The following is a 12693-nucleotide window of genomic DNA, read 5'->3' as shown; positions in this document are numbered from 1 at the left end:
TTTCCTCCAGCCGGCGGCGAGGTGTAACACGCCACGACGACAATGGCCGCTGTGGTGAAGTACCCCGGCGGCGTCGAAGATGTGCACGTGTTCACCGACAGTTCGCCCTCCGACGCGCCGTTCCCCGATGCCGAGCGGCTCCGGCTCGCCCAGGCAGATGCCGGGGAGCAGGACTGGCGCGCATGGGGTCCCTATCTGTCCGAGCGGGCGTGGGGGACGGTACGGGAGGACTACAGCGAGCACGGTACGGCGTGGGACTACTTCCCCCACGACCACGCGCGGTCCAGAGCCTACCGGTGGAACGAGGACGGCATGGCGGGCGTCTGCGACGACCGGCAGACGTTCTGCTTCGCCCTCGCGCTCTGGAACGGCAGGGACCCGATCCTCAAGGAGCGGATGTTCGGCCTCGGCGGCGACGGCGGCAACCACGGCGAGGACGTCAAGGAGTACTGGTGGTACGAGGACTCCACCCCCACCCACTCCTGGATGCGCTGGCGCTACCACTACCCGCAGGCCGCCTTCCCGTACGACGAGCTGGTCGCCGTCAACGCGCTGCGCGGCCGGGACGACACCGAGTACGAGCTGGTCGACACCGGCATCTTCGACGACGACCGGTACTGGGCGGTGACCGTCGACTACGCCAAGGCCTCCCCGACCGACATGTGCGTGGTGGTCACCGTGGCCAACCGGGGCGACCGGGCGGCCACCCTGCACGTGCTGCCCACGCTCTGGTTCCGCAACACCTGGGCCTGGGGGCTGCCCGGCGGTGACCGGGTGCCGCGGCTGGTCGGCGAGGGCTCCCGGCTGGTCGGCGAGCACTGGGTGCTCGGCCAGATCCTGCTCGAGGGCGACGGCGACCCGGTCCCGCTGCTCTGCGACAACGACACCAACGCCGAGCGGCTCTGGGGGCTGCCCGGCCGGTCGCCGTACCCGAAGGACGGCATCAACGACCACGTCGTCGACGGCGCCGACACGGTGAACCCGGCGGGGGAGGGGACCAAGGGGGCGCTGCACTACATCCTCGAGGTGCCGGCCGGCGGGCAGCGGCAGATCCGGCTGCGGCTGACCCGGAGCGCCCCGCCGCCCGGCGGGACCGTCCCGCCCCCCGCGGACCTCGGCGCCGGCTTCGACGCGGCGGTCTGGGCCCGCCGGGCCGAGGCGAACCGCTTCTTCGCCAGCGTCATCCCGGCCGCCGCCAGCGCCGACGAGGCCCTCGTCGCCCGGCAGGCCATCGCCGGGCTGATGTGGGGCAAGCAGTTCTATCACTTCGACGTCAAGCGGTGGCTGGAGGGCGATCCCGGCTCGGCGCCCCCGCCGGCCGGGCGCCGGCACGGGCGCAACAGCGCCTGGTGGCACATGAACAGCTTCGACGTGATCTCCATGCCGGACCCCTGGGAGTACCCCTGGTACGCGGCCTGGGACCTGGCCTTCCACTGCGTCACCATCGCCCGCGTCGACCCGGGTTTCGCCAAGGAGCAGCTGCTGCTCCTGCTCCGCGAGTGGTACCTGCACCCCAACGGGCAGATCCCGGCCTACGAGTGGGCCTTCGGCGACGTGAACCCGCCGGTGCACGCCTGGGCCGCGCTGAAGGTGTTCGAGATCGACGGCCGCCGGGACCACGAGTTCCTCGCCCGGGTGATGCACAAGCTGCTGCTCAACTTCACCTGGTGGGTCAACCGCAAGGACACCGGCGGCAACAACGTTTTCGAGGGCGGCTTCCTCGGGCTGGACAACGTCGGCCCGTTCGACCGCTCGGCCGCGCTGCCGGTGGCCGGGGTGCTGGAGCAGTCCGACGGCACCGGCTGGATGGCGATGTACGCGCTCAACCTGCTGGACATGGCGATCGTGCTCGCCGAGCACGACCGGGCGTACGTGGACACCGCCACCAAGTTCTTCGAGCACTTCGCGTACATCGCCGCGGCCGCGTACGAGCAGGGACTCTGGGACGACGAGGACGGCTTCTTCTACGACGTGCTGCGGCTGGCCGACGGCAGCCAGGTGCCGTTGAAGGTGCGCTCGGTGGTCGGGCTGCTGCCGTTGGCGGCCACCACCCGGCTCACCGCGAAGACCCTGCAACACCTGCCCGAGCTGGGCGCCCGGCTGCGCTGGTTCCTCAGCCAGCGCCCCGAGTACGCCGACGTGATCGGCGCCCGCCGGCTCGGCCCGGACGGCCGCCAGCAACGGCTGCTCTCCATGGTCGGCCCGGACCAGGTGGTCCGGCTGCTGGCCCGGATGCTCGACACCGACGAGTTCCTCTCCGAGTACGGCCTGCGGACGCTCAGCCGCGCGCACCTGGACAAGCCCTTCGCGGTGAACCTCGGCGGCCAGGAGTTCTGCGTGGGCTACGAGCCGGCCGAGTCGACCAGCGGCCTGTTCGGCGGCAACTCCAACTGGCGCGGCCCGATCTGGATGCCGACGAACTTCCTGCTGATCAGCGCGCTGCGCGACTACGGCGCGTTCTTCGGCGACGGCCTCCAGGTGGAGTACCCGACCCGGTCGGGGCAGAAGCGGACGCTGGACGAGATCGCCGACGACCTCTCGGCCCGGCTGATCGCGCTCTTCACCCGGGACGGCTGGGGGCGGCGGCCGATCTACGGCGCCTGCCAGCTCTTCCAGACCCATCCGGACTGGCGGGACCTGATCGCCTTCCCCGAGTACTTCCACGGCGACAACGGCGCCGGGCTGGGGGCCTGGCACCAGACCGGCTGGACCGCGCTGGTCGCCGACCTGATCCTCACCCTCCGCCGCTGACGTGATCTCGCACCCGCCACGGGAAACCGGGTGTGGGCCGCCGCGCCGGCGCAGTAGCGTGGCCCGGGCCGCCGGCCGGCAGGGTGGCGTCGGCGGCCGTCCGACACGGGAGGGGAGCGATGGCACATCGCCGGGACACGACGGTGCTCGTCTTCGACGCAGACGACACGCTCTGGGAGAACAACGTCGTCTTCGAACGGGTGATCGACCACTTCCTGGAGTGGCTGGACCACCCGACGCTCGACCGCACCGAGATCCGGGCCGTGCTGGACGACATCGAGCGGGCCAACGCCGTCGTCCACGGGTACGGCAGCAAGGTCTTCCTGCGCAGCCTCGGCGAGTGCCTGGAGTCGCTGCGGGCCCGCCCGGCCACCGACCGGGAGCGACGGGAGATCGACGAACTGGCCGCGGCCCTGGTCGCCCACCAGGTCGAGCTGATGCCGGGGGTCGCCGACACGCTCGACACCCTCGCCGGCCGGTACGACCTGCTGCTGCTGACCAAGGGCGACCGGGAGGAGCAGCAGCGCAAGCTGGACGCCTGCGGCCTGCTGCACCACTTCCGCGCCGCGCACGTGGTGCGGGAGAAGGACATGGCGACCTACCGGTGGCTGGCCGATGAGCACCGCTTCGACCCGGCAGCCGCCTGGATGATCGGCAACTCCCCGAAGTCGGACATCCTGCCGGCCCGGGCGGCCGGAATGCGGGCGGTGTTCATCCCGAACGACAACACCTGGGTGCTGGAGCACGACGAGCTGGATCCGGACGACGAGGGTGTGCTGCGGCTGGCCGGCTTCACGGACCTGCTCCGGCACTTCTGATCGGGCGGTAACCTCCGGTTCGTGCCGTTGACGTTTCCCTCCCACCTGGCGCCGGTGCTGCCCCTGAAGCTGTGGCGGCCGCACTGGTTCGACGGGGTGGCGCTGGCGACCGGCGCCGTGTCGCCGGACGTCGCCTACCTCTTCACCGACACCCGCTTCGCCCTGGACGCGGGGTCGCACACGCTGGGCGGGCTGATCTGGTGGTGCCTGCCGGTGGCGCTCTGTTACGCCTGGATCGTCCGGCGCACGATCGCCGGGATCGCCGTGCATCTGCCCGCCGAGCGGGCGTTCGGTTGGCGGGACCACGCCGCGCTCGGCACGGTCCGCCATCCCTGGCAGGTCACCGTCTGCTCCGCGCTGATCGGCGCGGGCAGCCACGTCGCCTGGGACCGGGTGACGCACACCGAGCGGTGGCTGCTGGCCCTGGGCGTTGACTTCCACGCCGCCACCGGCATGTACTGGTGGTTCTTCTCCGACCTGGTGAGCACCGTGGTCGGCGGGGCGTTCGTGGTCGGGCTCGCGCTGCGGGCCGCCCGCCGGCAGCAGATCTTCGACGGCGTACGACCACCCGCGCCGCCGACCCGGCCGGTCGTCTTCTGGGGGGTGGCCCTGGCGGTCACCGGGGTCGGGGCGACCGTGCTGCCGGTCCTGCCGGCCGCCACGGTCCCGGCGCCGGCGGGGGTGCGGCTGCTGCACCTGGCGGCACTCGCGCTGATCGTCGGTGGTTGGGCGGCGAGCCCTCCGTCGCCCGGTCCGGCCGACGGCGCGCGGACGGGTCGCCTCGAGGGGAAACAGCGCCAGACCGGCTGACCGCGTTACGTCGACCTGCCGCATTTCAGGATTGTCGTCAATCACATTCGCCCGGGCCCGGAAATGCTTGTCCGGTCCGCGCCGGGATGCCTAACCTGGGCCCGCGTTCACGTCTCTTCGGGGTGAGTCGGGAACGCGCCGAAGTCCGGTAGTTGGGCACCGTGGAGCTGAGTGCAGGCGGGCCGGCTCGCCGTGCTGGGCCCGGCGTTGGCGGCGTGCCACGCCCGCCGCGCTCGCACAGGCGAAATGCCGCTACCACGCCGGACGGCTGGCGGTCAGGGCTGGGGAGTTGCGGACCCGGTCCTGACCGGCCGGCCACATTGTCTTCCCGGAAAGCGATTCCGCTTCTCCACCGACCAGTTAGAGCGTCGCCGGTGGCTCTCGCGTTACATGGACGCGCAGTAATTGCGGGAAGAGATCCGTCGCCATTTCCGGGGCGTCGCGGAACCGCGCGGGGTGCGAGCATCCTGGGAATGGCGCCGACACCTATCGCCGGTGGCACCGTCGGATCGTCGACGGGGCGGGCGAGGCCGATCCCGCCGCCGAACCGGGCCGGACGCGGGGTGAACCGGTTGCCCGGCACGGCTGACCCGACCCGGGACGATCGCCTCTTCCGCGGGTGGGCCGGGTGGCGTGACACTGAGTCATGACACGTCAGCGCGTACCACTGCTCGCCAGCCTGGTCGTGCTGCTCGCGGCGGCCTGCACGACCGACCACGACGGCGCGACGCCCGCGCCCCCGACGACGACCGCGTCCTCCGCGAGCGTCGCCGCCACCGGGCCCGCCACCACACCGCCGGCCACCGCCGGCCCGTCCGTCACCCGGCCCGCAGCGCCGGGGGACTGGCACGTCACCTACGGCTGGGCGGTGCCGACCGCCCCGGCGCGGGTCAGCCACACCGTGCGGCTGCCGCTCACCCCACCCCCGGGCGAGCCGCTGCCGGTCCTGGTCGAGGTACGGGTCGGCGACCACCCGGACGAGGACTTCAGCCGAATCACCTTCGCCTTCCGCGGCCCGATCCCCGGCTACGAGGTGGCGTACGTGGCCCGGGTGGAGCAGGACGGCAGCGGTGACCCGGTCGACCTGCCGGGGACGGCGTTCCTCGCCCTTCGCTTCAACCCCGCCCAGGCGCACGACGGGGCCGGTCGGAACACGGCGAGCACGCCGCCGCGGACCATCGGCTTCCCAACGCTGCGCGGCTGGGCGCCGGCCGGCGACTTCGAGGGTTATCTGAGCTTCGGGCTGGGACTGTCGCGCGGCGGGCTGCCGGTGCGGCTCGGGGAGTCCACCCGGCCGGACGGCACCCACGTCGTCTCGGTGGACGTGCGCCGGAGCTGACGCGCGCCGACCGCGCCGGCCTCAGCGCCGGCGCGGTCGGATGCCGTCTGCTTCAGGAGACCTCGCTGCGGACGATCGCCACCGCCACCCGGCAGAACTCGTCCATGTCCGGGTTGAACCCGGCGGCGATGTCCGGGTGCAGCCCGGACCGTGTCTCGTCGAGCAACCGCTGGCAGACCTGCTCAACCGGTTCACCCGCGTAGCTGGCGCGGACCCGTTCGATGGCCGCCTGCAGGGCCGAGGTCAGCTGATCCTCCAGCGGGAGGCGCAACTTCTGCTGCACGGGATCCAGCCCGCTCGGGTCGAGCGTGACATGTGGCTCCGACATCGGCGCTCCCTTCCTCGGCGTCCGCGGTACCCCACCGCGGCCGTCGATCAAACCACGGTGGGTACGGCGGCCACCCGGACCTGGTACGAGAAGTCCTCCGCGGGCTCCTCCAGGTACGACAGCCGGCGGATCTGCCGGTCATCGTCGTAGAGCGCGACGTCGACCAGGACACCGAGGTGGGCCAGGCCGATATTGGCCACCCGCTTCTTGTCCTGGAGCACCGCGCACACCCCGCCCAGCAGGGTGCTGGCGTCCGAGGTGCGGTGCCCCGGCGGGCAATGCAGGGTCAGGTCGACCTCGATCGGCCCGGCCAACGGCGTCCAGCCGGTGCGCTGGGCCGCGGCGCAGGCCGCCTGGAGCAGGGCGCGGACCCTCGTCGCCTGCCGGTGGCCGGCGGCGAAGATGGACAGCGCCTCGGTCTTGACCGGTGGCAGGCCGCTCACCTCGAACGTCAGGGCGAGAGCGCGGGTGTCCTGCACGACGGCACCTCCTCGTTGGGGACGATCCTGCCCAACCGGTGGACCGGCAGAGGGGAGTTCCCGCGAGAACCAACCGATCGGACGGGCTGGGGTCGGCCGGAGGCGTATCGACATCGACGGCGACGCCCTGGCTTGCGGAGCTCACCAAACGCTAGTGCACGCGGCGGGCGCTGGGGTAGCCCGCCACGCCCACCAGGTGGGACGACCGCCGGTCAGGCCGCCCGGCGCGGCGCAAAGGCGCAGAACTCGTTGCCCTCCGGGTCGGCCAGCACCCACCAGCCGGTCCGGTCGTCGGGCTCGCGCAGCAGCGTCGCCCCGGCGGCGATCAGCGCGGTGGCGTCCGGCCCGGTCACGTCGACGTCCCAGTGCACCCGGTTCTTGACCCGCTTGCGCTCGGACACAGGGTCGAAGACCCAGTAGTCCCAGGGAAAGCCCTCGGCACCGACCACCGAGGCGTGCCCCTCCTCCGCGATCTCCACCCGACCGCCGACCACCCCCGCCCACCAGGTGGCCTGGGCGGCCGGGTCGGCGCTGTCCACCACCAGCTCGAACGGGCCGGGTCGGGCGCCCGCACGCGGGGCGAAGGCACAGAACTGATTGCCGTCCGGGTCGGCCAGCACCCACCAGCTGATCTCGGCGTCCGGCTCGCGGACCAGGCGGGCGCCCGCGGCCAGCAGCGCCGCCGGGTCGGGATCGGCCAGGCGCAGGTCCAGGTGGACGCGGGTCTTGCCGGCCCGCGGCTCGGGCACCCGGTTGACCCAGATCGACTCGGGACCGGCCCCGCCCGGACGGGGATCGACCCGGAAGTCGCCGTCGCCGGTGTCGACCACCTCCCCAGCCAGGATCCCAGCCCAGAAACCGGCCAGCGAGCGGACGTCGGAGGCGTCCATACAGAGGTCCTTGAAACGCGCGATCATCCGACCATCATGCCGGCCCGCCCCGACGCCCCGACGCCCTGCGTGATCCCCGGCACAGCGCCGCCTGTCGGTCCCGTCTCGTGACGGCCAGGTTTCGCGACTTCGCAGGTCGGGCAGTGTTAGCGCACGAAACGCCCGGGCGGGGCAGGCTTCGCCGTTCCCCGGTCCGGACCGTCTCGCCGTGCGCCGGGGCACGGGTACTTCCCCCGGTTTCGCCGAAGAAAGGGGGAGGGCGATGACGACAGACCCCGAAGCGGTCCGACGTCGGCGCCGGCCGGGTGTCCGGGTCGGTGCGGCGGCCGCCGCGCTGGCTCTGGTCGCGCCGCTGGCCGCGTGCGGTTCCGGCGGCGGAGACGGCGGTACGCCCACGATCAACCTGTACTACCCGCCCGAGCAGAACCTGCAGAAGGTGGTCGACGACTGCAACACCCAGGCCCAGGGGCGCTACAAGATCGCCTACCGGGTGTTGCCGCGGCAGGCCGACGACCAGCGGGTGCAGCTGGTCCGTCGGCTCGCCGCCGAGGACACCGGGATGGACGTGCTCGGCCTCGACGTCACCTGGACCCAGGAGTTCGCCAGCGCCGACTGGATCCGCGAGTGGACCGGTCAGGACCGGGCCGAGGCGGAGAAGGGAACCCTGCCCGGCCCGCTGGAGACGGCCCGCTACGAGGACAAGCTCTACGCCGCCCCGAAGAACACCAACGTGCAGCTGCTCTGGTACCGCAGCGACCTGGTGCAGCAGGCTCCGACGAGCTGGGACGACATGATCAAGGCGGCCCAGGACCTCAAGGGGCAGGGCAAGCCCTACCAGGTGCTCACCATGGGCGCCCAGTACGAGGGGCTGGTCGTCCTATACAACACGTTGGCCGAGAGCGCCGGCGGCAAGATCCTCAGCGACGACGGCAAGCAGGCCGTGATGGACGCCGGCACCGTCAAGGCCCTCGACCAGCTCAAGCGCTTCGCCACGTCGGGCGTGACCTCGCCGTCGTTCAGCAACGCCATCGAGGACCCGGTACGACTGGAGTTCCAGTCCGGCACCGGCGCCTTCCAGGTCAACTGGCCCTTCGTCTACCCCGCGCTGCAGGAAGCCGACCCGGAGCTGGCCAAGAAGGTCAAGTGGGCCCGGGTGCCCGGCGTCGACGCGAACACCCGAGCAAGGTAACCATCGGCGGGGTCAACATGGCGGTCAGCTCCTACTCCAAGCACCCGACCGAGTCCTTCGAGGCCGCGACGTGCATCCGCAACGAGAAGAACCAGAAGTTCTCGGCGATCAACGACGGCGTCCCGCCGACCATCGAGAAGGTCTACGACGACCCGGAGATGGACGAGGCGTACCCGATGAAGGACACCATCCTGGAGGAGCTCAAGGAGCCGGCGGTGCGTCCGCTGACCCCGGCGTACCAGAGCATCTCCACGGTGATGTCGGCGATCCTGTCGCCGCCGTCGGCGATCCAGCCGGAGCAGACCGCAGACGAGCTGCGTGACGCCATCTCCGACGCCCTCCAGTCGAAGGGGGTCCTGCCGTGACCGAGCGAACCCAGCGCCCGACGAAGCCCGGCAGCGACCGCGCGGAGGTGACAGCATGAGCATCAACGCCACTCCGACCGGCGCGGACGTCGCGGCCGAGGAGACCCGACGCCCGCGGCACGCCGCCGTCCCGACTCAGCGGAGCACCCGGCGGGGGAAGGCGCCGCTGAGCGAGAACAAGAAGGCCGAGCGCCGGCTGGGCTGGCTGCTCTGCGCCCCGGCCGCGCTGGTCATGGTGCTGGTCACCGCGTACCCGATCCTCTACTCGGTCTGGCTGTCGCTGCAGCGTTTCGACCTGCGCTTCCCGGACCAGCGCGAGTTCATCGGGCTGGAGAACTACGTCACCGTGCTGACCAACCAGTTCTGGTGGACGGCGTTCGGGGTGACCATGCTGATCACGGTGGTCACCGTCGCGATCGAGCTGGTCCTCGGCATGGGACTGGCGCTGATCATGCACCGGACCCTGGTCGGCCGGGGCATCGTCCGCACCGCGGCGCTGATCCCGTACGGGATCGTCACGGTGGTCGCCGCCTTCTCCTGGCGGTACGCCTGGACGCCCGGCACCGGCTACCTGGCCAACCTCTTCGACGGCAGTGCGCCGCTGACCGAGCGGGCCAGCTCGCTGGCGATCATCATGCTGGCCGAGATCTGGAAGACCACCCCGTTCATGGCGCTGCTGCTGATGGCCGGGCTGGCGTTGGTGCCGGAGGACCTGCTCAAGGCCGCCTCCACCGACGGGGCGACCGCCTGGCAGCGGTTCACCAAGGTGATGCTGCCGGTGATGAAGCCGGCCATCCTGGTCGCGCTGCTGTTCCGCACCCTGGACGCGTTCCGGGTCTTCGACAACATCTTCGTGTTGACCGCGGGCGGCAACGAGACCTCGTCGGTGTCGATGCTCGCCTACAACAACCTGATCCGGGGTCTCAACCTCGGCATCGGCTCGACGATGTCGGTGCTGATCTTCCTCACCGTGGCGATCATCGCCTTCATCTTCGTGAAGCTGTTCGGTACCGCTGCCCCGGGCAGCGACGACGGGGAGAGGCGCTGAGATGTCAGTCGAAACCACCACGCGGGCGAAGCTGCGCTGGGGTCTGCTGGACGTCATCGTCGTCGTCTTCGCGCTGATCCCGGTGCTCTGGATCGCCTCGCTGTCGTTCAAGACCCCGGCCACCCTCACCGACGGGAAGTTCTGGCCCCGGGAGTGGACGCTGGACAACTACCGGACGATCTTCCAGACGGACCAGTTCGTCCGCGCCCTGGTCAACTCGATCGGGATCGCCCTGATCGCCACCCTGATCGCGGTCGTGCTCGGCGCGATGGCCGCGTACGCGATCTCCCGGCTGGACTTCCCCGGCAAGAAGCTGCTGGTCGGCGTCTCCCTGCTGATCGCGATGTTCCCGCAGGTGTCGCTGGTGTCCCCGCTGTTCGAGATCGAGCGGCAGCTCGGCCTCTTCGACACCTGGCCGGGGCTGATCCTGCCGTACATCACCTTCGCGCTGCCGCTGGCGATCTACACCCTCTCGGCGTTCTTCAAGCAGATCCCCTGGGACCTGGAGAAGGCCGCGAAGATGGACGGCGCCACCCAGGGCCAGGCGTTCCGGCGGGTCATCGCCCCACTGGCCGCGCCGGGGCTGTTCACCACGGCGATCCTGGTCTTCATCTTCTGCTGGAACGACTTCCTCTTCGCCATCACGCTCACCTCCACCGAGCGGGCCCGCACGGTGCCGGTGGCGCTGTCGTTCTTCACCGGCGAGTCGCAGTTCGAGGACCCCACCGGGGCGATCTGCGCCGCCGCCGTGGTGATCACCATTCCGATCATCCTGTTCGTGCTCTTCTTCCAGCGCCGCATCGTCTCCGGCCTGACCTCCGGCGCAGTCAAGGGATAGGTGGTAGTCGTGGCTGACATCGTGCTCGACAAGGTGAGCAAGCGGTTCCCGGACGGGACCGTGGCGGTGCAGGACGTCGATCTGGAGATCGGCGACGGCGAGTTCGTCATCCTGGTCGGCCCCTCGGGCTGCGGGAAGTCCACCACCCTCAACATGATCGCCGGGCTGGAGGACATCAGCTCCGGTGAGCTGCGCATCGCGGGGGAGCGGGTCAACGACAAGGCCCCCCGGGACCGGGACATCGCGATGGTGTTCCAGTCGTACGCGCTCTACCCGAACATGACCGTCCGGGAGAACATGGCCTTCCCGCTGCGGTTGGCCAAGCTCGACAAGGAGACCATCAACCAGAAGGTCGACGAGGCGGCCAAGGTCCTCGAGCTGACCCCGCTGCTGGACCGCAAGCCGGCCAACCTCTCCGGCGGCCAGCGGCAGCGGGTGGCGATGGGTCGGGCGATCGTCCGGCAGCCCAAGGCGTTCCTGATGGACGAGCCACTGTCCAACCTGGACGCCAAGCTGCGGGTGCAGATGCGCACGGTGGTGTCCCGGCTGCAGAAGCAGCTCGGCACCACCACCGTCTACGTCACGCACGACCAGACCGAGGCGATGACCCTCGGCGACCGGGTGGTGATCATGCGGGGCGGCGCGATCCAACAGGTCGGCCCGCCGCAGGAGCTGTACGACCACCCGCGCAACCTGTTCGTGGCCGGATTCATCGGCTCGCCGTCGATGAACTTCCTGCACGCGGCGGTCGAGGACGGCAAGCTGCGCACCGCGCTCGGCGACGTGCCGATCGGCGAGCGGATCCGCCGCGAGCTGGAGGCCGGCGACGCGCCGCGCGAGCTGATCCTCGGCGTCCGGCCGGAGCACTTCGAGGACGCCGAACTGGTCGACGACGACACCCGGCAGCGTGGCATCGAGTTCGACGCGCCGGTGGAGATCGTCGAGTCGATGGGTTCGGACAAGTACGTCTACTTCGCCATCGAGGGGGAGAAGGCCAGCGCCGCCGAGCTGGAGGAACTGGCCGCGGACGCCGGGGCCGACTTCACCGGCGGGGGCGCCAGCCTGGTGACCCGGCTGTCGGCCGAGTCGTCGGTGGTCGAGGGGCAGAACCGGCGGGTCTGGTTCAACCTGGAGAAGATCCACCTGTTCGACCCGTCCACCGGGCGCAACCTCACCCTGCACGAGGGGCGGGCGGCGGGCGCGCTCGCCGACTGACCGACGCGTTCCGGGGGCCGGTGGCAGCAGCCACCGGCCCCCGTTTCGCATCGAGGGGGTCAGGGGTTCGAATCCCAGTTGGTGCCCACCTGATTCCTCTGGGTTCAGCTGAGGGTGATTCGGGAGATGGGGGTGCCTGAGGGCAGGGCTTGGACCTGCTCGTGGATCTGGCCGGCGATATTCAGGCCGACCACGAAATCGATGACTTCGACGTTCTCCATGTCCACCTTCCCGCCGAGGATCGGGGGGATCTTGAAGCCGTACACCTGGCTGGGTGTGGGCGTGAGTCCGCGGCGCTCCGCGCCCAGGCCAAGGCCCGCTAGAAGGTACCGATCCTGGCCTTCGGTGGTGTTCAGGTCGGCCTTCAGCGCCTCGCCGGTCGTCCACGGGCGGGTCAGGCTCCCCTCCAGCGTGTCCAGCCACCAGAAACCGTCGTCAGCCCTGAAGATGACATCGCCAAAAGGAGACGTGAACAAGGGTGTCTTGGCGCTGACGCCGATCCACTCCCACGACTCCAGGCCGCGTCGGAGCTGCTCCTCGGTGAAGTTTCTGATCAAATCCACGTCGGCACCCAACCCCAGAACAGTCACGGTGGCTAGCGGCCAACCCCACGGGACAGGGCC

At 70.7% G+C, this 12693-nt stretch carries 13 protein-coding genes; 9 read left to right on the top strand and 4 right to left on the bottom strand.

Translation table 11 applies throughout. From position 1 onward, the window contains the following. Positions 1–42 precede the first annotated feature (42 nt). The 4 genes from ACLQ2U_RS25285 (at position 43) to ACLQ2U_RS25270 (ending at position 5718) form a co-directional block, all read left to right on the top strand. Complete coding sequence (locus ACLQ2U_RS25285; protein ID WP_425753263.1) at positions 43–2751, top strand: MGH1-like glycoside hydrolase domain-containing protein; 2709 nt, start codon at positions 43–45, stop codon at positions 2749–2751. Between the two features lie 119 nt (positions 2752–2870). Beyond that, positions 2871–3569, top strand: a complete 699-nt coding sequence (locus ACLQ2U_RS25280; protein WP_425753262.1) for an HAD family hydrolase — start codon at positions 2871–2873, stop codon at positions 3567–3569. Positions 3570–3590: 21 nt separating this feature from the next. Continuing rightward, positions 3591–4379, top strand: a complete 789-nt coding sequence (locus ACLQ2U_RS25275; RefSeq protein ID WP_425753261.1) for a DUF4184 family protein — start codon at positions 3591–3593, stop codon at positions 4377–4379. A 646-nt stretch (positions 4380–5025) separates the two neighbouring features. After that, a complete protein-coding gene (locus ACLQ2U_RS25270; RefSeq protein ID WP_425753260.1) occupies positions 5026–5718 on the top strand; it encodes an AMIN-like domain-containing (lipo)protein in 693 nt (230 codons plus the stop codon). Positions 5719–5770: 52 nt separating this feature from the next. Here ACLQ2U_RS25270 and ACLQ2U_RS25265 read toward each other — a convergent pair whose 3' ends face one another. From ACLQ2U_RS25265 to ACLQ2U_RS25255, 3 genes are all read right to left on the bottom strand, one after another. Further along, positions 5771–6046 (bottom strand): hypothetical protein, encoded by a 276-nt coding sequence (locus ACLQ2U_RS25265; protein WP_425753259.1) that lies wholly within the window; start codon positions 6044–6046, stop codon positions 5771–5773. A gap of 47 nt (positions 6047–6093) precedes the next feature. Next, entirely contained in the window at positions 6094–6525 is a 432-nt protein-coding gene (locus ACLQ2U_RS25260; protein ID WP_425753258.1) for a hypothetical protein, read from the bottom strand. 212 nt (positions 6526–6737) lie between these two features. Continuing rightward, the gene (locus tag ACLQ2U_RS25255; RefSeq protein ID WP_425753257.1) at positions 6738–7442 is read right to left on the bottom strand and encodes a VOC family protein; all 705 of its coding nucleotides are present in this window, start codon (positions 7440–7442) and stop codon (positions 6738–6740) included. A gap of 235 nt (positions 7443–7677) precedes the next feature. On the opposite strand from ACLQ2U_RS25255, the gene ACLQ2U_RS25250 reads away from it, so the two are divergent. From ACLQ2U_RS25250 to ACLQ2U_RS25230, 5 genes are read left to right on the top strand one after another with little or no spacing between them, the layout of a single operon-like run. Further along, entirely contained in the window at positions 7678–8604 is a 927-nt protein-coding gene (locus tag ACLQ2U_RS25250) for an extracellular solute-binding protein (RefSeq protein ID WP_425753256.1), read from the top strand. Beyond that, positions 8559–8969 carry a hypothetical protein gene (locus ACLQ2U_RS25245; protein ID WP_425753362.1) on the top strand — a complete coding sequence of 137 codons (411 nt, stop codon included), beginning with the start codon at positions 8559–8561 and terminating at the stop codon, positions 8967–8969. The genes ACLQ2U_RS25250 and ACLQ2U_RS25245 overlap by 46 nt, the downstream gene beginning before the upstream one ends. A gap of 55 nt (positions 8970–9024) precedes the next feature. Continuing rightward, positions 9025–10017, top strand: coding sequence for a carbohydrate ABC transporter permease (locus ACLQ2U_RS25240; protein WP_425753255.1), 993 nt, complete (start codon positions 9025–9027; stop codon positions 10015–10017). 1 nt (position 10018) lies between these two features. Then, a complete protein-coding gene (locus ACLQ2U_RS25235) occupies positions 10019–10855 on the top strand; it encodes a carbohydrate ABC transporter permease (RefSeq protein ID WP_425753254.1) in 837 nt (278 codons plus the stop codon). Between the two features lie 9 nt (positions 10856–10864). After that, positions 10865–12070 carry an ABC transporter ATP-binding protein gene (locus ACLQ2U_RS25230; RefSeq protein ID WP_425753252.1) on the top strand — a complete coding sequence of 402 codons (1206 nt, stop codon included), beginning with the start codon at positions 10865–10867 and terminating at the stop codon, positions 12068–12070. Positions 12071–12174: 104 nt separating this feature from the next. On the opposite strand, the gene ACLQ2U_RS25225 is transcribed toward ACLQ2U_RS25230, so the two are convergent. Then, the gene (locus ACLQ2U_RS25225) at positions 12175–12660 is read right to left on the bottom strand and encodes a T6SS immunity protein Tdi1 domain-containing protein (protein ID WP_425753251.1); all 486 of its coding nucleotides are present in this window, start codon (positions 12658–12660) and stop codon (positions 12175–12177) included. Positions 12661–12693: the final 33 nt, after the last annotated feature.

The sequence above is a fragment of the Micromonospora sp. DT47 genome (assembly GCF_049844475.1).
In the GTDB taxonomy this organism is placed as follows: Bacteria; Actinomycetota; Actinomycetes; order Mycobacteriales; family Micromonosporaceae; genus Micromonospora.
Note: the sequence above shows the minus strand (reverse complement) of the source record. Positions and strands in the feature narration are given on the sequence as shown.

Bases quoted from the DNA above. Each gene is read 5' to 3' on its own strand.
- ACLQ2U_RS25250 (WP_425753256.1), top strand. From the start codon at position 7,678: ATGACGACAGACCCCGAAGCGGTCCGACGTCGGCGCCGGCCGGGTGTC.
- ACLQ2U_RS25280 (WP_425753262.1), top strand. From the start codon at position 2,871: ATGGCACATCGCCGGGACACGACGGTGCTCGTCTTCGACGCAGACGAC.
- ACLQ2U_RS25255 (WP_425753257.1), bottom strand. From the start codon at position 7,442: ATGATCGCGCGTTTCAAGGACCTCTGTATGGACGCCTCCGACGTCCGC.
- ACLQ2U_RS25285 (WP_425753263.1), top strand. From the start codon at position 43: ATGGCCGCTGTGGTGAAGTACCCCGGCGGCGTCGAAGATGTGCACGTG.
- ACLQ2U_RS25265 (WP_425753259.1), bottom strand. From the start codon at position 6,046: ATGTCGGAGCCACATGTCACGCTCGACCCGAGCGGGCTGGATCCCGTG.
- ACLQ2U_RS25235 (WP_425753254.1), top strand. From the start codon at position 10,019: ATGTCAGTCGAAACCACCACGCGGGCGAAGCTGCGCTGGGGTCTGCTG.
- ACLQ2U_RS25240 (WP_425753255.1), top strand. From the start codon at position 9,025: ATGAGCATCAACGCCACTCCGACCGGCGCGGACGTCGCGGCCGAGGAG.
- ACLQ2U_RS25270 (WP_425753260.1), top strand. From the start codon at position 5,026: ATGACACGTCAGCGCGTACCACTGCTCGCCAGCCTGGTCGTGCTGCTC.